The sequence below is a fragment of the Bradyrhizobium sp. HKCCYLRH3097 genome (assembly GCF_051167875.1).
GTDB lineage: Bacteria > Pseudomonadota > Alphaproteobacteria > Rhizobiales > Xanthobacteraceae > Bradyrhizobium.
Genome location: NZ_JBNPTX010000004.1, coordinates 266,686 through 287,913, shown reverse-complemented (window position 1 = coordinate 287,913; position 21,228 = coordinate 266,686). Strand labels below are relative to the sequence as shown.

The window sequence follows — 21,228 nt, the reverse complement described above, 5'->3', positions numbered from 1 at the left end:
CCATAGTGCGCGGGCTGCAAGAACGAGCGCTTCGTTCGCCAGCGGAGCACGCCGTGATGATGTCGACCGAGATGCAGCAGGACACATCGCTCATCGTTCTGATCAGCGGCAGCCTGCGCGCCCGATCGGCCTGCCGTGCAGCGATCGTCGCCGCGGCCGAGCTGGCGCCAGCGGATGTCACGCCGGCGATCTACGTCGGGCTGAGCGAGCTGCCGCACTTCAATCCCGACCACGATTGCGATCCCTTGCCCGAGCCGGTCATTCGCTTGCGCAAGCTGCTCGGCGGCGCCCGCGCCGTCATGCTGTCGACCCCGGAATATGCGGGCTCGCTGCCGGGCAGCTTCAAGAACATGATCGATTGGACCGTCAGTGCCGGCAGCCTCTATCGACGGCCGATCGGCTGGATCAACTGCTCGGCCCATGGTGGCGCGCACGACGCCCATGCCGACCTGCGCAGGGTGCTGGAGCGCGCGGGCGCGACGATCGTCGATGAGGCTTGCGTCGCCGTACCGGTGCCGCCGACGGCAATGACCGCAGATGGTCGCATCGCGGCCCCCGACATGCGTGCGGCCATCGCGGATGCGATCGCCGCACTGGCCTTGGCCGCGTCCGCAGGCGATGAGAACACACAGCCATCGTCATGACTGTGCTCACCGCGGGCGCCCGAATTCATGCGGGCTTCGCGTCCGCTTCCGCGAACACCGCCTTGGCCGCGAACAATCCATTGAGCGCGGCGGGAAAGCCGGCATAGACCGCCATCTGCATGATCACCTCGGTGATTTCCGCCCGGCTGAGGCCGACATTGAGGCCCGCATGGAGGTGCACCTTGAGCTGCGGGCTGGCATTGCCGAGCGCGGTCAGGGACGCGATGGTCGCGATCTCGCGGCTGCGCAGATCGAGGCCGGGGCGCGAATAGATGTCGCCGAACGGAAACTCGATCACGTAGGTCGCGAAATCCGGCGCGATGTCGGCGAGCGCCGCGATCACATTGCGGCCGGCCTCGCCGTCGATGCTATCGAGCGCGCGCCGGCCGCGCGCCAGCCGATCCTGATCGTTGTTGGCGCCGGATGGCATGCCGCCCGGCATCGGGCTCGTCGTCGTGGCCTGGTTGGGCGTGGATCGCGTCATCATCGTTCGTCCTCTCGCTGCTGCCGGCATAGCCGGCGATCTTGCCGTCGAGAACGAGAAGGCAGTCCTGCAGGCTGGCGACGCGCGTCCGAACCGCGTCGCGATGCCGCTCCAGGAGCCGGCGTCGTTCCGGCTCCGTGGCAGCGCCGCCCGCACGCAGCTCGGCGTAGCGCAGCATGTCCCGGATCGGCATTCCCGTGGCCTTCATCCGGCCGAGGAATTCGATCCAGGTCAGGATCGATGCGTCGTAGTCCCGCTGGCGGGCATGATCGCGATCGGCCCTGGGCAGCAGCCCGATCCGCTCGTAGTAGCGGATCGTATGGGGCGTCAGCCCCGACTGCCTGGCCAGTTCGCCGATCTTCATGCGCCCCTATCTCCATTCACGACGCCACGCAGGCTACGGGTTCGAGTGCGCTCTAAGTCAAGCGACGTTTCGCGGGCTACGGGCTCATCGGTTCGCTGCGCGCCGACCCCGCGCCCACACCGCGAACGCGACGATCAACGCGGCGGCCAGAGAGAACCACGTGATCGCGTATTGCATGTGCTCGTCGCGCAGATGCGGCGACAGCGGGCCGGGCTTGGGAATGCCATTGTCGGGCACCGGCGATTCCAGATCGATGTAGAACGGCGCGACCTCGCCCCAGCCGAGCGTCTTGGCCATCGCGCGATGGTCGCGCGTGAACCACAGCCGCTTGTCGCGGCTCTCGGCGGCGGTGAGCAAACCGGCAGCCTCGGGAAAGCGCAGATAGCCGGTCAGGGTCACGGGCTCGCCGGTGACGAGCTTGGCGGTGGCGCGGTCCTGCACCGCGCGTTCCTGCATCGTGTTAGCGACGAAGCCGGCGTCGATCACGACGGTCTCGCCGGACGGCAAGCGCGCAGGGAGGAACGCCCAGGTGCCCGGCCCGGAGACGTCCTCGCGCACGGCGGAGCCGGCGCTGTAGACCATCGCATCGGGCAGTCCGGAGTAGGTCGCGGTGAAGCTGACGCGACGGAATTCGTCGCGTTCCGGAGTGAGCATACGCCATTCGTCTTGTGGCGGCAGCGGTGCGGGCGCAGCAGCAACGCGATCGGTGAGCGCTGCGATCAGCGCGTGCTTTTCCGCACGGCGCTGCAATTGCCAGATGCCGAGGCCTGCGAACAGCGCGACCATGACGACGGTGAAGGCGGCGAAGGCGCGGGAGGACGTTTTGCGGCTGGAAGCACTCGTCATTGCGGAGATGTCCGCGGCGAGGTGAACGCTTTGCCGGAGCGAACGGTGCGCTCCCCTCCCCCTTGCGGGGAGGGGTTGGGGGTGGGGGTGGCCCAACAAAGACTGCCGCTGGGGCTACCCCCCTCCCCGGCCCTCCCCCACAAGGGGGGAGGGAGCACACCTTCGGCGCCGCTCAGATGTGCGACTCGCACGCGCAGGCGCCAGCTCATCGCGGCGTCTTGTCCACCAGGCGGCCGGGGGCGGCCTTGTGGTGGAATTGCAGGGCGATCAGCAGCGACTTCATCGCGCGCAACGGCAGCAGCGTCGTCACCAGGATCAGCGGTCCCCAGAGCGCGGCATGGACCCAGAACGGCGGCTGATACTTCACCTCGACGATCAGCGCGGCGCCGACCACGATGGCGCCGGCGAGCATCATGATGAAGATCGCCGGACCGTCGCCGGTGTCGATGAAGGCGTAGTCGAGATCGCAGGCTTCGCAGCGCTTGCGCAGGTTGAGGAAGCCGTCGAACAGCTTGCCCTGGCCACAGCGTGGGCAGCGGCAGGCGAGCCCGCGCAGGACGGTCTGGGCCAAAGTGACGGGCGGATGGGTGGTCATGGTGTCTTGCCCCCTGGGCGGCCGCGCGACGCCTCATGGTGATACAACCGGAGGCGACGAGAGCGGATCACATTTCGATCAACCGCCGGGCGCCGCTGCAACGAGAAAGGGCGGCCCGACGGCCGCCCCTTCTTAGCACGTTCGACGGAACCGGTGCGCGCCGGCTTCAGTGCGCGCCGTGGGCCATCGTCTCGGCGCCGTGGCCCCAGACGTAGATGCAGATGAACAGGAACAGCCAGACCACGTCGACGAAGTGCCAGTACCAGGCGGCGAACTCGAAGCCGAGATGCTGCTTGGGCGTGAAGTGGCCGGCATAGGCGCGCGCCAGGCAGACGGTCAGGAAGATCGTGCCGACCAGGACGTGGAAGCCGTGGAAGCCGGTCGCCATGAAGAAGGTCGAGCCGTAGACGTGGCCGGCGAACGAGAACGTTGCGTGGCTGTACTCATAGGCCTGCACGCAGGTGAAGGTGGCACCCAGGAGGATGGTGAGGATCAGGCCATATTTCAGGCCCTTGCGGTCGCCCTCGAGCAGCGCGTGGTGCGCCCAGGTCACCGTGGTGCCCGAGGTCAGCAGGATCAGCGTGTTGAGCAGCGGCAGGTGCCAGGGATCGAAGGTCTCGATGCCCTTGGGCGGCCAGACGCCGCCGAACAGGGCCTCGCGGGTGGCCTGCACCTCGAAGTTCGGATACAGCGCGGCATTGAAATAGGCCCAGAACCAGGCGACGAAGAACATCACCTCGGAGGCGATGAACAGGATCATGCCGTAGCGGTGATGGAGCTGCACCACGCGGGTGTGGTCGCCCTTGTATTGCGCTTCCTTGATGACGTCGCCCCACCAGCTCGCCATGGTGTAGAGCACGCCGATGGTGCCGATGCCGAACACGATCGGCGCGGCGCCGAACATCTTGTGCATCCAGCCGATCGCACCGAACGCCATGATGAAGGCCGAAACCGAGCCGACGAACGGCCAAGGGCTCGGATCGACGAGATGGTAGTCGTGATGCTTGGCGTGCGCCTCAGCCATGGCAAGTCTCTCCCCAGATCGATGCCGGTCGCGCCGGCACGGTGTCGTTCAACAGCGATGGTCCCCGAATATCGGACGTCCGCGCGGTCATAGGCTGCCCCGCGGTTTGTCCGGCTCGCCCGCAGCGACCGGCTTCGGTGCGTCGCGGACGGGATAGAAGGTGTAAGACAGCGTGATCGTCTTCAAACTGTCGTTCTCGTGATCGGCTGTTATCGCCGGGTCGACGTAGAACACCACCGGCATCTCGCGGGTCTCGCCCGGCGCCATGGTCTGCTCGGTAAAGCAGAAGCAGTTGATCTTCTGGAAGTAGGCGCCCGATGTCAGCGGCGACACATTGTAGGCCGCCTGCGCCATGGTGGTGCGCGCCGACTGGTTGGTGACCGTGTAGTAGACCGTGACCACCTCGCCGATCGCGACCTCGATCTCGGTCTTCTCCGGCTCGAACTTCCAGGGCAAACCGCCGGCGACATTGGAGTCGAAGCGCACGGAGATCCGGCGCGCCAGCGGCGCCGAGGATGGCGCTGATGTCGCCACCTGCGTGGTGCCGTTGAAGCCGGTGGCGCGGCAGAACCAGTTGTAGAACGGCACGGCAGCATAGGACGCGCCGACCATCAGCACCACGACGGCGCCGCAGATGCCGCCGACCAGCGCATCGCGGCTGAGGCCGCGGCGCGGCGCGGCCGGCGCGGTCGCCGGAACGATCTGGTCGGTTGTCTCCATCGCGGTCTGCTTCGTCCCGTCCTGCATCACGTCCCTACATCGGCCGATTCAGCACCGCGGGACCCTTCACCATGGTCACCGCGAAGAACAGCACCACCAGGACGCCGAGCGCGAGCGCAATCGCGATCGAGCGGCGACGGCGGCTGCGCAGCTGCGCCTCGGTGAGGACGATGCCCTCTTGCTCGTTCGGATCTGCCATCGTGGTCGCCATGTTTTCCAGTCTCGCGCCTCTTACCAGATCAGCGGCGCGATCATGCGCGCGACCGCTTCGAGTCCGAGCGTAGCGAACAGCACGAACAGATAAAGGATCGAGAAGGCGAACAGCTTGCGGTTGGCGCGTAGCGAGGCGCTGCGCTCGCGCTTGCGGAACACCTCGACCGCGAGCCACAGCATGCCCGTGCCGAGCGCCAGCGAGACGACACCGTAGACGGCATCGAAATAGCCGAGCGGCCACGGCGCGGCGGCGATCGCCACCAGGACGATGGTGTAGAGCAGGATCTGCAGCCGGGTCGCATCGGGGCCGGCGACCACCGGCAGCATCGGCACGCCAGCGCGGGCGTAATCATCGCTGCGGAACAGCGCCAGCGCCCAGAAATGCGGCGGGGTCCAGAAGAAGATGATCAGGAACAGCCAGAGCGGCTCCGGCGCGATCGAGCCGGTGGCGGACACCCAGGCGACCACCGGCGGCAAGGCGCCGGCGGCGCCGCCGATGACGATGTTCTGCGCAGTCCAGCGCTTCAGCCACAGCGTGTAGATGACGACGTAGAAGAAGATGGTGAAGGCGAGCAGCGCACCGGCGAACCAGTTGACGAGGATGCCGAGCGTCAGCACCGAGAAGAACGACAGCGTGATGCCGAAGGCGAGCGCCTCCTGGCGGGTGACGCGGCCGCGCGGAATCGGGCGGTTGGCGGTGCGCGACATCAGCGAGTCGATGTCGCCTTCCAGCGCCATGTTGAGCGCGCCGGAGGCGCCGGCCCCGACCGCGATGCACAGCAGTGAGGTGATGGCGAGCACCGGGTGGAAATGGCCCGGAGCGATCAGCAGGCCGATCAGCGCCGTGAAGATCACGAGCGACATCACCCGCGGCTTCAGCAGCGCGAGATAATCGCCGACATCGGCCTCGGAAATCCGCGGGCCGACGGCAATGGCGTTCTGATCGATGACCGACACGGCGAATCCAGACTTCAATTCACAGACTTCAATTCAAAAGGTTCTGGGACAGGGAGTGCCAGAACCGCGCTTCCGGCGCGGCACCAGGCGCGCCACCGGCAGAGATCGACGCGGCGCCGGATGGCGCCGCGTCGGAGAGATCAGGTTCACTGCACCTTCGGCAGCACCTCGAACTGGTGGAACGGCGGCGGTGAGGACAGGGTCCATTCCAGCGTCGTCGCACCCGGTCCCCACGGATTGTTCGCGGCCTGCTGCTTGCGCATGAAGGCGTCGACCACCCCATAGATGAAGATCAGGACGCCGAAGGCCGAGATGTAGGAGCCGATCGACGAGACCAGGTTCCAGCCGGCATAGGCATCGGGATAGTCGATGTAGCGGCGCGGCATACCCGACAGGCCGAGGAAGTGCTGCGGGAAGAACACCAGGTTGACGCCGACGAAGGTGACCCAGAAGTGCGCCTTCGCGATCGTCTCGTTGTACATGTAGCCGAACATCTTCGGGAACCAGTAGTACCAGCCGGCGAAGATGGCGAACACGGCGCCGAGCGACAGCACGTAGTGGAAGTGCGCGACGACGTAGTAGGTGTCCTGCAGCACACGGTCGACGCCGGCGTTCGCCAGCACGACGCCGGTGACGCCGCCGACCGTGAACAGGAAGATGAAGCCCACGGCCCACAGCATCGGCGCGCGGAACTCGATCGAGCCGCCCCACATCGTGGCGATCCAGGAGAAGATCTTCACGCCGGTCGGCACCGCGATCACCATGGTGGCGGCGACGAAATAGGCCTGCGTCGCCGAGGACATGCCGACGGTGTACATGTGGTGCGCCCACACCACGAAGCCGATGCCGCCGATCGCGACCATGGCGTAGGCCATGCCGAGATAGCCGAACACCGGCTTGCGCGAGAAGGTCGACACGATCTGGCTGATCATGCCGAAGCCGGGCAGGATCAGGATATACACTTCCGGATGGCCGAAGAACCAGAACAGGTGCTGGAACAGCACCGGGTCACCGCCGCCGGCCGGATCGAAGAAGGTGGTGCCGAAATTGCGGTCGGTCAGCATCATCGTGATGGCGCCGGCGAGCACCGGCAGCGACAGCAGCAGCAGGAACACCGTCACCAGGATCGACCACACGAACAGCGGCATCTTGTGCAGGGTCATGCCCGGCGCGCGCATGTTGAAGATGGTGGTGATGAAGTTGATCGACCCGAGGATCGACGACGCACCGGCAAGGTGCAGCGACAGGATCGCGAAATCCACCGCCGGTCCGGGATGGCCCGAGGTCGACAGCGGCACATACATCGTCCAGCCGGCGCCGACGCCGTTGGCGCCGGGCTCGCCCTCGACGAAGGTCGAGGTCAAAAGCAGCGCGAACGAGGCGGGCAGCAGCCAGAACGAGATGTTGTTCATGCGCGGGAACGCCATGTCCGGCGCGCCGATCATCAGCGGCACCATCCAGTTGCCGAAGCCGCCGATCATCGCCGGCATGACCATGAAGAAGATCATGATCAGGCCGTGCGAGGTCACGAACACGTTGTAGGTGTGGTTCTCGTGGAACAGCTGCACACCCGGATACATCAGCTCGATGCGGATCGCGACCGACATGGCGAGGCCGATGATGCCGGCGCACACCGCGAAGATCAGATACATCGTGCCGATGTCTTTGTGGTTGGTCGAATAGATCCAGCGCCGCCATCCGGTCGGATGGTCGTGCGCGTGATCGTCATGGCCGGTCAGGGTCGTCGCGTTCGTCGCCATTGTCCAATCCTCAGTGTCCCCGTGGACCGCCAAGGCGGCCCTCAATCTCAGCGTTCATCCCGCTCGGCTACTGCGACACGCCCGCAGCCGACGCATAGGTGCTCGTGGGCGCGCTGGCGTACTTCTTCTTGGCGTCCTCGACCCAGGCGGTGAATTCCTGGTCGCTCACGACGCGCACCGCGATCGGCATGTAGGCGTGGTCCTTGCCGCACAGCTCCGAGCACTGGCCGTAATACATGCCGACCTTGGTCGCCTTGAACCAGGTCTCGTTGAGGCGGCCGGGAATGGCGTCGATCTTGACGCCGAACGACGGGATCGCCCAGGAGTGGATCACGTCGGCGCCGGTGGTCTGGACGCGAATCACCTTGTTGACCGGCACGACCATTTCGTTGTCGACGGCGAGCAGGCGCGGCTGCTTGTCCTGCGCCAGCAGCGAGTCGAACTCGAACTTGCCGTTGTCGGGATAGGCGTAGCTCCAGTACCACTGCTTGCCGGTGGCCTTGATGGTCATATCAGCCTTCGGCACATCGAGCTCGAGGAACAGCAGCCGGAACGACGGCACCGCGATCATGACCAGGATCAGCACCGGGATCAGCGTCCAAGCCACCTCGATCAGCGTGTTGTGCGTCGTCCGCGACGGCACCGGGTTGGCGCGCGCGTTGAACTTGACCACCACGGCGACCAGCAGCGCCAGCACGAACAGCGTGATGATGGTGATGATCGTCAGCAGCAGGCCGTGGAACCAGGTGATGTTCTCCATCACCGGCGTCGCAGCCTCCTGCAGCTTGACTTCCCATGGCGCCGGCTGGCCCGTTTCAGCAAACGCCGCTCCACCCGACACGAGCGTCATGCCCGTTACGGCCAACCCCAGCAAGGCGCCCAATTGGCCTTTCGACATCTTCATGCCGTCGCGCTCCCTTCAGAACTTTCCCCCTCAGCGCACCGCCCGCTTCACGCAGCGGCGCGCCGTTCGATCCGCTCTCCTGACAAATGGCCTTCGGGCGGATGCATAGAAAAGCACCTGGGCCAGTTCACTGGAATGACGAAATCTTTCTTCTCAAACCATAATTCTTGATCTATCGCAATGCAGTCTTGCGCCGGATATCGCGCGCGGCGCTGTTCGTCGCGACAAGCGTATTTTCCGGGAGATTGCCGCATGCCGCGATTTCGCGGGCAACGGGCGCTTGACAGGCGTGCGGCGCGATGTAGGCAAACGGGACACGGCCGTTTGCGAGGCTGATTCGGCGAGGCGCAGCGGCAGCGCCCACCAGGGTGCGGCCATATTTGGTATCGTTTCGTGCCGTACGCCGGTGACGCTGTCCTCAAGACGCCATCATTGCCGTATCATGGCGTCGGACGCGCAGATCACCCACAGGAAATTGTCATGGCACCGACCCGGATCAGGGTTTCAACGGACAGGACAGCTGACATGTCGACCCCAGCTGCGAATGACTCGCGCCGTTTGTACCGATTCAGCGCGGTGCGTGCGCGACTCGCGCGTGTTGCCGCGATGACCTCCGCGGCGACCGCGGTCGCGATGATCGCTGCGACGGTGATCGGCCTGCCGCACGCCGCATTGGCGCAGGGCGCGGTGCGCTCGGTGCATGGCGACTGGCAGATCCGCTGCGACACGCCGCCCGGCGCGCAGAGCGAGCAGTGCGCGCTGATCCAGAGCGTCGTGGCCGAGGACCGTTCCAATGCCGGCCTCACCGTGATCATGCTGAAGACCGCAGACCAGAAGAGCCGGCTGATGCGCGTGGTGGCGCCGCTCGGCGTGCTGCTGCCGTCCGGCCTCGGCCTGAAGCTCGACAACCAGGACGTCGGCCGCGCCGGCTTCGTGCGCTGCCTGCCCAATGGCTGCGTCGCCGAGGTGGTGCTGGAGGACAAGCTGCTCGGCCAGCTCAAGACGGCGAAGACGGCGACCTTCATCATCTTCGAGACGCCGGAGGAAGGCATCGGCTTCCCGCTGAGCCTCAACGGCCTCGCCGAAGGCTTCGACAAGCTGCCCTGACGTCGGCCGCGATTGACAGACCCTTCGCAGCACGATGCCGTGATCGAGCCGTGAGTTCGCGCGTCTGAATGCGCGCCCGCGGCCTCAGCGCCGCCCGTCGAGCGCCAGCGCCATCACCAGCAGGGTCTTGTCGAACCCGTCATCGCCGGGCTCCCGCGGCTGCACCGCCTTGAGCAGGAATCCGGCCTTCTGGTACAGCCTGATGGCGTTGGTGTTGCTGCGGTAAACCGTGAGCTCGACACGCGAGAAGCCGGCCACCCGCGCCGCCTCGAGCGCCGCCGCCATCAGTCGTCTGCCCAGGCCCTGGTGCCGGAACTGCGGCATTAGGCCCATGCCGAGCACCCCGATCCGGGCATCGATTGGCCCCGATTTGGGCGTCACATCGCACCAGCCGACCACCTCCCCGGCCGAGAGAGCAACGAATTGCGGATATCCCTCGTGGATGTTGTTCAGAATGAAGGCGCGCGTCGACTCCAGCGGCGGCGCCTGCACGAACGACAGATAGCGCCGTTCGCGCGCGACGTAATCGAGCGTGCGGTGGAAGCTCTCGATGTGAGCGGACGTGATGGGAACGATCTCAACCATGTCAGTTCGGTAATCATCCAGCCCCTCGCGCCCCGGCGTCAAAACAACTATCTTGGAATGAACGCTCCGACAACGGATTGACCCATGACTGCTCCCACCACTTCCCTGCTCGAACGCGCCAATCTGGACCGTGATGCGGTCCGGAGCGAGGTCGCGCGTGGCCTGGCTGGCGCCGATGACGGCGAATTGTTCTTCGAATACAGCCAGACCGAAGCGCTGACCTTCGACAATGGCCGGCTGAAGCAGGCGACCTATGACACCAGCCAGGGATTCGGCCTGCGCGCGGTGAAGGACGATGCAGTCGGCTATGCCCATTCCTCCGACGTCTCGCTGCCGGCGCTGATGCGCGCCGCCGATGCCGTCAGCGCCGTGCGCGGCGGCTATTCCGGCACGTTCGCGAGCCCGCCGCCGCACACCAACGTCCGGCTCTATGGCGACGATAATCCGCTGGACGCTCCCGGATTCGAAAGCAAGGTCAAGCTGCTCGGCGAGATCGACGCTTACTTGCGCGACAAGGATCCGCGCGTGCGCCAGGTGACCGTGAGCCTCGGCGCAACCTGGCAGGTCGTGGAGATCCTGCGGCCCGACGGCGAGAGCTATCGCGACATCCGCCCGCTGGTGCGCGTGAACGTCTCGGTGGTCGCCGGCCAGGGTGATCGCCAGGAGACCGGCAGCAAGGGTTATGGCGGCCGCGAGGCCTATGCCCGCTTCATCGAGACCAAGGCGTGGCGCGAGGCCGCCGACGGCGCGCTGCGCGAGGCCCTGGTCAATCTGGAATCGGTCCCCGCTCCCGCCGGCGAGATGGACGTCGTGCTCGGCGCCGGCTGGCCCGGCGTGATGCTGCATGAAGCCGTCGGTCACGGCCTCGAGGGCGACTTCAACCGCAAGAAGACCTCGGCCTTCGCCGGGCTGATGGGCAAGCCGGTCGCCGCCAAAGGCGTCACCGTGGTCGATGACGGCACCATGGCCTCGCGCCGCGGCTCGCTGTCGATCGACGACGAGGGCACGCCGACCAGCCGGACCGTGCTGATCGAGGACGGCATCCTGGTCGGCTACATGCAGGACCGCCAGAACGCGCGGCTGATGAACATGGCGCCGACCGGCAACGGCCGCCGTCAGGGCTACGCGCACGTGCCGATGCCGCGCATGACCAACACCTACATGCTGGCGGGCGAGCGCGATCCGGCCGAGATCATCGCCTCGGTCAAGAACGGCATCTATGCCGTCAATTTCGGCGGCGGCCAGGTCGACATCACCTCGGGCAAATACGTCTTCCAGTGCACCGAGGCCTACAGGATCGAGAACGGCAAGATCGGTGCGCCGGTGAAGGGCGCGATGCTGATCGGCAACGGCCCGACGGATTTGAACCGCATCAGCATGATCGGCAACGATCTGTCGCTCGATACCGGCATCGGCACCTGCGGCAAGAACGGCCAGGGCGTGCCGGTCGGCGTCGGTCAGCCGACGCTTCGCATGGATCGCATTACGGTGGGAGGCACGGGCCGATGAGCCTTGAGAAGATGTCCACGGACAAGACCACCAAGGCGACGCGCGCGGGCGGCGTCCGCAAGGAAAGCACCTGGGGCGGCCAGCTCGCGCAGCTCGTCGCGGTCGTCATGGTGGTGTTCGTCGCCAAGGGCGCCATCGCCGAGCCGTTCTACGTGCCGTCGGGCTCGATGGAGCCGACCCTGATGATCGGTGACGCCCTGCTGGCGTCGAAATTCCCCTACGGCTACGGCACCTCGTCGCTGCCGATGCAGATTACGCTGCCGGAGACGGGACGCCTGTTCGGCGAGACGCCGAAGCGCGGCGACGTCGTCGTGTTCCGCTGGCCGGGCGACAACTCGCAGGCCTGGGTCAAGCGCGTCGTCGGCCTGCCCGGCGACCGCATCCAGATGCGCCAGGGCCAGCTCTACATCAACGGCCAGGCCGCGGCGCTCAAGCCCGACGGCATCGGCGATGCCGAGGACGACACTGGCCGCAACGAGCCGGCCTATCGCTACGTCGAGACGCTGCCGAATGGCGTGACGCACCTGATCTTCAAGATGCGCGACAACGGCCGGCTCGACAACACGCCGGAGGTGACGGTGCCGCCCGGCAAGCTGTTCGTGCTCGGCGATAACAGAGACAACTCCGCCGACAGCCGCGTGGCCTTGCGCGACGGCGGCGTCGGCCTGCTGCCGATCGACAACCTCGTCGGCCGCGCCGATGCCGTGGTCGGCTCCTGGGACCTCGGCTTCAAGAACCAGCCGGTTTGGGCCTGGCTGTCGGGCTTCCGGCTCGATCGCTTCTTCACCGCGGTGCGCTGAGCGAACGCCGATGACCTTCGACGATGTCAGGGCGCTTGCGCTGGCATGGCCGGAAGTCGAGGCCGGCACGTCCTATGGGACACCCGCGCTGAAGGTGCGCAAGAAGATGCTGGCGCGCCTGAAGGAGGACGGGGACAGTCTCGTCCTTCCGGGCGTGCCGCCGGACGAACGCGCGATGCTGGTGGAAAGCCGGCCGAAGCTGTTCTACGTCACCGATCACTACCGCGACTATCCGATCGTGCTGCTGCGCCTGTCGAAGGCGAGGCGCGCCGACGCAGAGCCGCTGTTGCGCCGGCAGTGGCGGGCATTGGCCTCGAAGAAGGCGCTCGCCGTGTTCGATCGCAGCTGAAACGGGCTGCACGCCGTCCTCCATCTCGTGTATTGAACGTGTCGACGGCACCCATGTTCTGATGCCTTCGACCATCATGACCAAGGACGATTTCATCGCAGCCGCGCTGCGCAACCCCGTCAACACCGCGATCATGCACGTGCTGCGTGAAACGGCCGTGCCCGATGCCTGGGTCGTCGCCGGCTGCCTGACTCAGAGCGTCTGGAACGTGCGGACCGGCCGTCCGATCGATCACGGCATCAACGACTACGACATCTTCTATTTCGATCCGGATACGTCGTGGGATGCTGAGGACGCCGTCATCCGGCGCATCGCATCCTACCTCCATGACATCGAAGCCAAGGTGGAGGTGCGCAACCAGGCCCGCGTCCATCTCTGGTATCCGACCAAGCACGGCCGGCCCTACCCTGCCGTGTCGCGATCAACCGATGGAATCGACCGGTTTCTCACCGTCAGCACGCAGGTCGGGCTCCGCCCCGTTACCGATGGATATGAGCTCTATGCGCCCAGGGGCCTCGCTGACATCGCGCAGATGATCGTGCGGCCGAACTACACGGCCAACTTCTCGGCGACGAACTACACGGCCAAGGCGGACCGCTGGCAGGCGCTGTGGCCTGAGATCACAGTGATAGCCGCGGCGGATTGAGCGCGACCAGACAGGATCGGGAGCCCCCTCTCTCATACGTCATTCCGGGGCGCGCGCAGCGCGAGCCCGGAATCCATAACCACCATCGTGATTATGGATTCCGGGCCCGTGCCGCTGCGCGTCACGTCCCGGAATGACGACTGAGTTTGGCGCGCCACCGGTGCACGATGCTTCTTCGACATCGCATCTTCAGTTGGCATCATTGCGAGAGCTCGCAATAACGGTGGCTCTGACGATCGACAAGAAGGAGCGAGACTCATCGTCGCGCACTATCGCACGACGCCCGACGTAAAGCCCGCCCGCCGGCGCGGCGGCTTGATTTCCTTCTTCAGAAAGCAATGCGCTTCCTTGCCGGCATAGCCGGGCCGCGCAAAGGTCCAGGCGCGGCATTTGTTGTCGCCGGTGCAGGCGGCCTTGCAGATGTCCTCGGCGTCGGCGGCCTTCTCTTCCTTCTTGTCCGCGGCCTTGTCGCTGCCCTTGTCAGCGGCCTTCTCGGCCTTCTCGCCGCCCTTCAGATCGGTGGTCTTGATGTCGAAGCTGCGGTAGTCGCCGCCGGGACGGTCGATCGACGTCTCGACCGCATCATTGCGGATCTCGACGACGCCCGCGCCGCGCACGCCGGAAACGCAGCAATTGTCCGGCACGCGCGCCGGCACGCTGTTCTTCAGCCAGCACACCGCGCCCGCTTCCATCACGGTCGGATAGTTGAAGCTCCAGGCGCGGCAGCGCCGGTCGTGCTCGCACAACAGCGCGCAATCGGCCGGGTCGCCGGAGGCGATCGGCGCGCTCATGTAGTCGCCGCCGGGACGATCGGAATAGGTCTGGGCTGAAGCCGGCGTCGGGCACGCGGCCGCGAACAGGCACGCCAGTACCCTCAGCCATGCCCCGATGAAGCGCCCCACGCGCCGCCGCTGAACCATCCGACCCATTGTTAATGTTCGAGTTTTCTTACGAGTTTTTAGGCAGTCATTTGATCGCCACGAACCTGTATGGCGGATGAACGGCCCGGACCGGTGGGAGCTGCGGAAGGCAAAGCAGCGGCGCCCAGGCGCTGAATCGAACCTGGGACACAAATCGCAACAAAAAACAGCGGACCCGAGCCGCCAACCGCCTCAACGCGGAACAGGCGACGCAGCGAACCTGCGACGGCTGCAGGCTCGGCCGTTCCGATCAGAACGCATATTCGTCGTAGGCCGGCTCGACCGAACCGCCCCACGGGCCATCGAACTTCTCCAGCATCTCCTCGGCCGGCGAGCGGCCGCAATCGATGATCTGATCGAGCGGCTCGAGAAAGCGGCTCTCGTCGCGGCCGAGATGGTCGATGCGACTGCGCCGGCGCAGGCCGAGATGCGCCAGGGTCAGGCATTCCTTGGCGATCTCGAACACGTAGCGATTGCGAACACGCGCCTTGAAGCCGAGGCGCGGCACGTCGTCGCGCAGGTTCTGGCGCTCGAACGCGGACCAGGTCTTGACCAGGTCCCAGGCCGCGTCGAGGCTGACGTCGTCGTAGAGCAGGCCGACCCAGAACGCCGGCAGCGCCGGCAGCCGGCCCCATGGCACACCGTCGGCACCGCGCATTTCCAGGTAGCGCTTCAGGCGCACCTCCGGGAAGATCGTCGAGAGGTGATTGGCCCAGTCCGACAGCGTCGGACGCTCGCCCGGCATCGCCGGGTTCTTGCCTGCGAAGAAGTCGCGGAACGAGGTGCCGGAGACGTCGATATAGGTCTCCTCGCGTTTCACGAAATACATGGGAACATCGAGCGCGTAGTCCACCCAGCGCTCGAAACCCATGCCATCCTCGAACGCCCACGGGATCATGCCCGAGCGCTGATTGTCCGTGTCGCGCCAGATCTCGGAGCGGAACGACAGGAAGCCGTTCGGCTTGCCTTCGGTGAACGGCGAATTGGCGAACAGTGCGGTCGCGATCGGCTGCAGCGCCACCGAGACCCTGAGCTTCTTGACCATGTCGGCTTCGGAAGAGAAGTCGAGATTGGTCTGCACGGTGCAGGTCCGGTACATCATGTCGAGGCCATAGCGGCCGACCTTCGGCATGTAGCTGGTCATGATCTTGTAGCGGCCCTTGGGCATCAGGGGAATTTCGGCGCGCGACCAGGACGGCGTCATGCCCAGGCCGAGAAAGCCGATGCCGAGCGGAGTCGCGATCTCGCGGACCTGCGCCAGATGCGCCATCAGTTCCGCATGCGTCTGGTGCACGGTCTCGACCGGCGCGCCGGACAGCTCGAACTGGCCGCCCGGCTCCAGCGAGATGGCGCCGCCGCCGGTCACGTCATAGAGCCCGATGATGTTGCCGCGCTCCATGATCGGCTCCCAGCCGAGCAGGAGCTTCATGCCTTCGAGCAGCGCGCCGATGCCGCGCGCGCCCTCGTAGGGCACGGGGCGATGACCGTCGAGCGTGAACGGCGTCTTCTCGTGCTCGGTCCCGATGCGGAAGGCGGACGGCGGCTTCACGCCGGCCGCGAGCCACGCCACCAGCTCGTCGCGCGACTGCAGCGGGGTCATATCGATCTGGTCACGCGCCATGGGAGTCTCGGTTCAGAAGCGCTTCGAGGGTCGCGCGTGGTGACAGGAAGGGCCGCGGACCCCAGGGGGCCGCGGATGTGAATGGGAACGGATGCTTCATCGGGTCGCCGCGCCCTCTCCGGCCGCCAACGGAGCGGCCTGACCACAGGAGCAGCCAAGGCGATCCAGCAGCATGCAAAGCTTGGCAGCGTCGGTATCCGACAACTTGGAGCCGACATGCTTCTCGATCGCGGCGGAATAGGCCGACCACATCCGCTTCTGCAGTTCGCGTCCGGCCTCGGTGATCTCGACGAACTGGCCGCGCTTGTCCATCTTGCATTCGCGCCGGACGACCAGACCTTCGTCGACCAGCCGGTCGATCAGCCGCGAGGTGGAATATTGCGGGATCAGCATCTGCCGCTCCAGCTCGACCGGGCGCAGCTCGCCCGCGGGCGCCCGGGACAGCTCCAACAGCGCATCATACCAGGCGAGCGGCGGAAAACCGGCCTTCTTCAGCTCCTGCTCGACGCAGTCCAGCACCCGGCTCTGGACCCGCATCAGGCGGATCCAGGCGGCGGTCGCCTCGGTCGATGGTTTGCGTTTCATGGGCCGGCTCGTATCCTCGGATGCACAGTCTAGCGCATTCGATGCAGCTGCATCAATCTTGACTATTCCATGCATCTGCATGTAAGGGCGGGTGCGACCGCTCGATAGGTTCCAAGGACAAAACGGTCTCACGGAGGGAATACAAGATGAAGCTTTATTATTCACCCGGCGCCTGCTCGCTCTCGCCCCATATCGCCCTGCTCGAGGCCGGCCTGCCCTACGACCTGGTCAAGGTCGATCTGCGCGCCAAGACCCTGGAAAATGGTGACGATTACCTGAAGGTCAATCCGAAGGGCCAGGTGCCGGCGCTGGGGTTGCCGAGCGGGGAGATCGTGACCGAAGGCCCCGTGATCGTCCAGATGATCGCCGACCAGGCGGCGACCAAGAACCTCGCCCCGGCGCGCGACAGCGGCGAGCGCTACAAGCTGCTGGAGTGGCTGAACTTCATCACCTCCGAGCTGCACAAGAATTTCGGCCCGATGTTCTCACCGGTGCTCGCCGACGACGCCAAGGCGTTCTTCAAGGACCGCGTGATGGGCAAGTTCAAATACATCGACAGCCAGCTCGCCGGCCGCGACTACCTGATGGGCCAGCAATTCACGGTGGCCGACGGCTATTTGTTCACCATCCTGACCTGGGCGGACCGGATGAAGTTCGACCTGTCGGCGATGCCGAATCTCGTGGCCTACAAGAACCGCGTCGCCGCACGGCCGAAGGTGCAGGAGGCGCTGACCAAGGAAGGGCTGATGAAGGCGGGGTGAGCGAGATCTTGAAAGAACTCGCTGTTGCTTCTCGGGCAGTGTGTTCTCTCCCCCCTTGTGGGGGAGAGATAGAGAGGGGGGTAGCCACAAGCGCTGGTGCCTGTGGCTACCCCCCTCCCTAACCCTCCCCCACAAGGGGGGAGGGAATGGACAGCAAGCGCGGCTCGCTTCCGCCTAGCATTCCGGTCTCAAGCCGCCGCCTTCTTCGGCGGGAAGCGGCCGTAGAAGGTTTCGCCCTTGGCGGCCATCTCCTCCAGGAGCTTCGGCGGGGCGAAGCGCGAGCCGTACTTCGCCGTGAACTTGTGGCACAGCTCGACGAACTTCTTCGTCCCCATGAAGTCGATGTAGGACAGCGTGCCGCCGGTGAACGGCGCGAAGCCGAACCCTAAGATCGAGCCGACATCGGCCTCGCGCACGTCGGTGATGACGTGGTCCTCGACGGTGCGCGCGGCTTCCACCGCCTGCACCACCAGGAAGCGCTGCTTCAGCTCCTCGACATCGAGCGTGTCGGGATCGAGATGCTTCGGCTGCAACGACGGCAGCTCCGGCCACAGGCTCTTCTGGCCCTTGCCCTTCTCGGGATAGTCGTAGAAGCCCTTGGCGTTCTTGCGGCCGAAGCGGCCCTGCTTCTCGACCAGCTCGACCATCAGCTTCTTGTGGTCCTGGTTGATCGCGTTGGGGCCGAGATCATGCTCGGTCGCCTTCATGATCTTGAGGCCGAGATCGAGCGCGACTTCGTCCGACAGCGACAGCGGGCCGACCGGCATGCCGGCCATCTTGGCGGCGTTCTCGATCATCGCCGGCGGCACGCCTTCGAGGAACATCTCGTTGCCTTCCGCGATGTAGCGCATCACGCAGCGATTGGCGAAGAAGCCGCGGGAGTCGTTGACCACGATCGGCGTCTTGCCGATGGCGCGGACGTAGTCGAGCGCGGTCGCCAGCGCGACGTCGCCGGTGTTCTTGCCCATGATGATCTCGACCAGCATCATCTTCTCGACCGGCGAGAAGAAGTGGATGCCGATGAAGCGGCCCTGGTCCTTGAACTCCTCGGCCAGCGAGGTGATCGGCAGGGTCGAGGTGTTCGACGCGAAGATCGCGCCGTCCTTCAGATAGGCCTGCGCCTTGGCGTAGGTCTCGGCCTTGACCTTGCGGTCCTCGAACACGGCCTCGATGACGAGATCGCATTCCTTCAGCACCGCGTAGTCCGCGGTCGCAGTGATGCGGCCCATGATCGCCTCGGCCTCGCCCGGCTTGGCGCGGCCCTTCTTGACCAGGCCGTCGATCACGCTCTGCGCATGCGCCTTGCCCTTGTCGGCGCTCTCCTGGTCGCGGTCGATCAGCACGACCTCGAGGCCGCCGCGGGCCGAGACGTAGCCGACGCTGGCGCCCATGAAGCCGGCGCCGATCACGGCGATCTTCTTGATCTTGGTCGCCGGCACGTCCGCCGGGCGGCGCGCACCCTTGTTGAGCTCCTGCATCGACAGGAACAGGCTGCGGATCATCGCCGCCGCTTCCTTCGAGCGCAGGATCTTGGTGAAGTAGCGCGATTCGACGCGCAGCGCGGCATCGATCGGCAGCTGCAGGCCTTCATAGACGCAGCTCATGATGGCGCGCGCGGCCGGGTAGTTGTCGTAGGTCTCGCGGCGATAGATGGCGTTGCCGGCCGGGAACATCATCATGCCGTTCTTGGAGAACACCGGACCGCCGGGCAGCTTGAAGCCCTTTTCATCCCACGGCTGAACCGCTTTGCCGCCGCCCTTGATCCAGTCCTTGGCGGCCTTGATGAGATCCGCCGCCGGCACGATCGCGTCCACCAGCTTCAGCGCCTTGGCCTTGTCGAGCGTAAGCGCCTCGCCCTTCAAGAGCAGGTTCATCGCGTCCTGCGGCTGCACGATGCGCGGCACGCGCTGGGTGCCGCCGGCGCCCGGGAACAGGCCGACCTTGATCTCGGGCAGGCCGAGCCGGGTCTTCGGATTCTCGGCCGCGACACGATGGTGGCACGACAGGGTGATCTCGAAGCCGCCGCCGAGCGCGAGACCGTTGATCGCGGCGACCCACGGCTTGCCCGAGGTCTCCATCGACCGATTGATCTGCGAGAAGCGCCGGCTGGTGTCGAACAGCATCTGGTTGGCGGCTTCCTCGCCCTTGCTCTTCAGCACATCGGCATAGATGCGGTTCATGCCCTCGAGCATCGACAGATCGGCGCCGGCGCAGAACGCCTCCTTTGCCGAGGTGATGACGACGCCCTTGATGGCGGCGTCCGCAGTGGTCTCCTTGACGAGGGCCTCGAGCTCGTTGGTCGAGGTCTCGTCGAGCACGTTCATCGAACGGCCCGGAATGTCCCAGGTGATCAGCGCAATGCCGTCGGCATCGGTTTCGAGCTTGAAGTTCTTGTAGGCCATGTGGTGCTCCCAGATTTGGCAGGGGCGCGTCTGTGCTGCGTCAGCCCCGATGTTTCGTCTCCCCTCCCCCTTGCGGGGAGGGGTCGGGGGTGGGGGTCCTCACGGGCAGTGGAGCGCGTGGCACCCCCCTCCCCGACCCTCCCCCGCAAGGGGGGAGGGAGCGCACCGTCACACCCGCTCGATGATGGTCGCGGTGCCCATGCCGCCGCCGATGCACAGCGTCACCAGCGCGGTCGCCTTGCCGGTGCGCTCGAGCTCGTCGAGCACGGTGCCGAGGATCATCGCGCCGGTGGCGCCGAGCGGATGGCCGAGCGCGATCGCGCCGCCATTGACGTTGATCTTGTCCTTGTCGATCTCGAACGCCTGCATGTAGCGCAGCACGACCGAGGCGAACGCCTCGTTGAGCTCGAACAGATCGATGTCGGATTTCTTCATGCCCGAGCGCTCGAACAGCTTCTCGGTAACGTCGACCGGGCCCGTCAGCATCATCGCGGGCTCCGAGCCGATATTGGCGAAGGCGCGGATTTTCGCGCGCGGCTTCATGCCGTACTTCGCGCCTGCCTCCTTGCTGCCGAGCAGCACCGCACCGGCGCCGTCGACGATGCCCGAGGAGTTGCCGGCGTGATGCACGTAGTTGACGCGCTCGATCTCCGGATGCGACTGGATCGCCACCGCGTCGAAGCCGCCCATCTGCGCCATCTGCACGAACGACGGCTGCAACTGCGCCAGCGACTGCATCGTCGTCGAGGGCCGCATGTGCTCGTCCTTGGCGAGGATGGTCAGGCCGTTGATGTCCTTGACCGGCACGACCGACTTGTCGAAGCGGCCTTCTTCCCAGGACTTCGCCGCGCGCTGCTGGCTCTGCACCGCATAGGCGTCGACGTCGTCGCGCGAGAAGCCGTATTTGGTCGCGATCAGGTCCGCCGAGACGCCCTGCGGCATGAAGTAGGACGGCACCGCCATCGACGGATCCATCGGCCAAGCGCCACCGGACGCACCGATGCCGACGCGGCTCATGGATTCCGCACCACCACCGATGACCAGCTCATGCTGGCCGCTCATGATCTGCGCCGCGGCGAAGTTCACGGCGTCGAGGCCGGAGGCGCAGAAGCGGCTGATCTGAATGCCCGGAACGGCATCGCCGAGACCCGCATTCAGCGCGGCGAAGCGCGCGATGTCGGAGCCGGCCTCGCCGACCGGATCGACCACGCCGAGCACGACGTCGTCGACCGCGTCCTCGGGGATGTTGTTGCGGTCCTTCAGCGCCTTCAAAGGCACGGTGGCGAGCGCGAGCGCGGTCACCTCATGCAGGCTGCCGTCGGCCTTGCCGCGGCCGCGGGGAGTCCGTACGTGGTCGTAGATAAAGGCCTCAGGCATCACGCCCTCCTCATCTGGTCAGATTTGTTGTTCGCATTGACGACGGAGCCGGCGC

At 65.8% G+C, this 21,228-nt stretch carries 23 protein-coding genes; 7 read left to right on the top strand and 16 right to left on the bottom strand.

Annotated elements, in window-relative coordinates:
* The first annotated feature begins 56 nt into the window (after positions 1–56).
* Positions 57–644 carry an NADPH-dependent FMN reductase gene (locus ACQR0U_RS12850; RefSeq protein WP_434843349.1) on the top strand — a complete coding sequence of 196 codons (588 nt, stop codon included), beginning with the start codon at positions 57–59 and terminating at the stop codon, positions 642–644.
* 25 nt (positions 645–669) lie between these two features.
* Here ACQR0U_RS12850 and ACQR0U_RS12845 read toward each other — a convergent pair whose 3' ends face one another.
* The 10 genes from ACQR0U_RS12845 to coxB form a co-directional block, all read right to left on the bottom strand.
* Positions 670–1,074, bottom strand: coding sequence for a carboxymuconolactone decarboxylase family protein (locus tag ACQR0U_RS12845; protein ID WP_434843291.1), 405 nt, complete (start codon positions 1,072–1,074; stop codon positions 670–672).
* Positions 1,013–1,492, bottom strand: a complete 480-nt coding sequence (locus ACQR0U_RS12840; protein ID WP_316195049.1) for a MerR family transcriptional regulator — start codon at positions 1,490–1,492, stop codon at positions 1,013–1,015. Before ACQR0U_RS12840 ends, ACQR0U_RS12845 begins: the two co-directional genes overlap by 62 nt.
* A gap of 84 nt (positions 1,493–1,576) precedes the next feature.
* Positions 1,577–2,338, bottom strand: coding sequence for an SURF1 family protein (locus ACQR0U_RS12835; protein WP_434843292.1), 762 nt, complete (start codon positions 2,336–2,338; stop codon positions 1,577–1,579).
* Between the two features lie 205 nt (positions 2,339–2,543).
* Entirely contained in the window at positions 2,544–2,933 is a 390-nt protein-coding gene (locus ACQR0U_RS12830) for a DUF983 domain-containing protein (RefSeq protein ID WP_315717920.1), read from the bottom strand.
* Positions 2,934–3,099: 166 nt separating this feature from the next.
* Positions 3,100–3,957: a cytochrome c oxidase subunit 3 gene (locus ACQR0U_RS12825; protein WP_315717921.1), complete on the bottom strand. Its 858-nt coding sequence runs from the start codon at positions 3,955–3,957 to the stop codon at positions 3,100–3,102.
* Between the two features lie 87 nt (positions 3,958–4,044).
* Positions 4,045–4,704 carry a cytochrome c oxidase assembly protein gene (locus ACQR0U_RS12820; RefSeq protein ID WP_409977986.1) on the bottom strand — a complete coding sequence of 220 codons (660 nt, stop codon included), beginning with the start codon at positions 4,702–4,704 and terminating at the stop codon, positions 4,045–4,047.
* Positions 4,705–4,711: 7 nt separating this feature from the next.
* Positions 4,712–4,888 (bottom strand): CoxF protein, encoded by a 177-nt coding sequence (locus tag ACQR0U_RS12815; protein WP_315717922.1) that lies wholly within the window; start codon positions 4,886–4,888, stop codon positions 4,712–4,714.
* A 20-nt stretch (positions 4,889–4,908) separates the two neighbouring features.
* Complete coding sequence (locus tag ACQR0U_RS12810) at positions 4,909–5,847, bottom strand: heme o synthase (protein WP_315751287.1); 939 nt, start codon at positions 5,845–5,847, stop codon at positions 4,909–4,911.
* Positions 5,848–5,993: 146 nt separating this feature from the next.
* A complete protein-coding gene (ctaD, locus tag ACQR0U_RS12805) occupies positions 5,994–7,607 on the bottom strand; it encodes a cytochrome c oxidase subunit I (RefSeq protein ID WP_315717924.1) in 1,614 nt (537 codons plus the stop codon).
* 67 nt (positions 7,608–7,674) lie between these two features.
* Positions 7,675–8,511: a cytochrome c oxidase subunit II gene (gene coxB, locus ACQR0U_RS12800; RefSeq protein ID WP_316170722.1), complete on the bottom strand. Its 837-nt coding sequence runs from the start codon at positions 8,509–8,511 to the stop codon at positions 7,675–7,677.
* A gap of 480 nt (positions 8,512–8,991) precedes the next feature.
* Between coxB and ACQR0U_RS12795 the strand changes: the two genes are divergently transcribed.
* Complete coding sequence (locus ACQR0U_RS12795) at positions 8,992–9,618, top strand: invasion associated locus B family protein (protein ID WP_315827982.1); 627 nt, start codon at positions 8,992–8,994, stop codon at positions 9,616–9,618.
* A gap of 84 nt (positions 9,619–9,702) precedes the next feature.
* On the opposite strand, the gene ACQR0U_RS12790 is transcribed toward ACQR0U_RS12795, so the two are convergent.
* Entirely contained in the window at positions 9,703–10,203 is a 501-nt protein-coding gene (locus ACQR0U_RS12790; protein WP_315751517.1) for a GNAT family N-acetyltransferase, read from the bottom strand.
* An 84-nt stretch (positions 10,204–10,287) separates the two neighbouring features.
* On the opposite strand from ACQR0U_RS12790, the gene tldD reads away from it, so the two are divergent.
* The 4 genes from tldD to ACQR0U_RS12770 all read left to right on the top strand — a co-directional run bounded on the left by tldD (position 10,288) and on the right by ACQR0U_RS12770 (position 13,507).
* On the top strand, positions 10,288–11,712 hold the full coding sequence (tldD, locus tag ACQR0U_RS12785; RefSeq protein ID WP_434843293.1) for a metalloprotease TldD: 1,425 nt from the start codon (positions 10,288–10,290) through the stop codon (positions 11,710–11,712).
* An 11-nt stretch (positions 11,713–11,723) separates the two neighbouring features.
* Complete coding sequence (gene lepB, locus ACQR0U_RS12780; RefSeq protein ID WP_434843350.1) at positions 11,724–12,512, top strand: signal peptidase I; 789 nt, start codon at positions 11,724–11,726, stop codon at positions 12,510–12,512.
* 10 nt (positions 12,513–12,522) lie between these two features.
* On the top strand, positions 12,523–12,861 hold the full coding sequence (locus ACQR0U_RS12775; RefSeq protein WP_315717929.1) for an MmcQ/YjbR family DNA-binding protein: 339 nt from the start codon (positions 12,523–12,525) through the stop codon (positions 12,859–12,861).
* A gap of 76 nt (positions 12,862–12,937) precedes the next feature.
* Positions 12,938–13,507, top strand: coding sequence for a nucleotidyltransferase family protein (locus ACQR0U_RS12770; RefSeq protein ID WP_434843351.1), 570 nt, complete (start codon positions 12,938–12,940; stop codon positions 13,505–13,507).
* A gap of 269 nt (positions 13,508–13,776) precedes the next feature.
* On the opposite strand, the gene ACQR0U_RS12765 is transcribed toward ACQR0U_RS12770, so the two are convergent.
* The 3 genes from ACQR0U_RS12765 to ACQR0U_RS12755 all read right to left on the bottom strand — a co-directional run bounded on the left by ACQR0U_RS12765 (position 13,777) and on the right by ACQR0U_RS12755 (position 16,633).
* Positions 13,777–14,427: a PAN domain-containing protein gene (locus ACQR0U_RS12765; RefSeq protein WP_434843352.1), complete on the bottom strand. Its 651-nt coding sequence runs from the start codon at positions 14,425–14,427 to the stop codon at positions 13,777–13,779.
* Positions 14,428–14,677: 250 nt separating this feature from the next.
* Positions 14,678–16,048, bottom strand: a complete 1,371-nt coding sequence (locus tag ACQR0U_RS12760; RefSeq protein WP_316165580.1) for a glutamate--cysteine ligase — start codon at positions 16,046–16,048, stop codon at positions 14,678–14,680.
* Positions 16,049–16,144: 96 nt separating this feature from the next.
* Positions 16,145–16,633, bottom strand: a complete 489-nt coding sequence (locus ACQR0U_RS12755; protein ID WP_315717931.1) for a MarR family winged helix-turn-helix transcriptional regulator — start codon at positions 16,631–16,633, stop codon at positions 16,145–16,147.
* Positions 16,634–16,779: 146 nt separating this feature from the next.
* On the opposite strand from ACQR0U_RS12755, the gene gstA reads away from it, so the two are divergent.
* The gene (gstA, locus tag ACQR0U_RS12750) at positions 16,780–17,394 is read left to right on the top strand and encodes a glutathione transferase GstA (RefSeq protein WP_316201992.1); all 615 of its coding nucleotides are present in this window, start codon (positions 16,780–16,782) and stop codon (positions 17,392–17,394) included.
* Between the two features lie 188 nt (positions 17,395–17,582).
* On the opposite strand, the gene ACQR0U_RS12745 is transcribed toward gstA, so the two are convergent.
* Together ACQR0U_RS12745 and ACQR0U_RS12740 are read right to left on the bottom strand one after the other, a co-directional pair.
* The gene (locus ACQR0U_RS12745; RefSeq protein ID WP_434843294.1) at positions 17,583–19,796 is read right to left on the bottom strand and encodes a 3-hydroxyacyl-CoA dehydrogenase NAD-binding domain-containing protein; all 2,214 of its coding nucleotides are present in this window, start codon (positions 19,794–19,796) and stop codon (positions 17,583–17,585) included.
* 168 nt (positions 19,797–19,964) lie between these two features.
* Positions 19,965–21,173: an acetyl-CoA C-acetyltransferase gene (locus tag ACQR0U_RS12740; RefSeq protein ID WP_315717934.1), complete on the bottom strand. Its 1,209-nt coding sequence runs from the start codon at positions 21,171–21,173 to the stop codon at positions 19,965–19,967.
* Between the last annotated feature and the right edge of the window lie 55 nt (positions 21,174–21,228).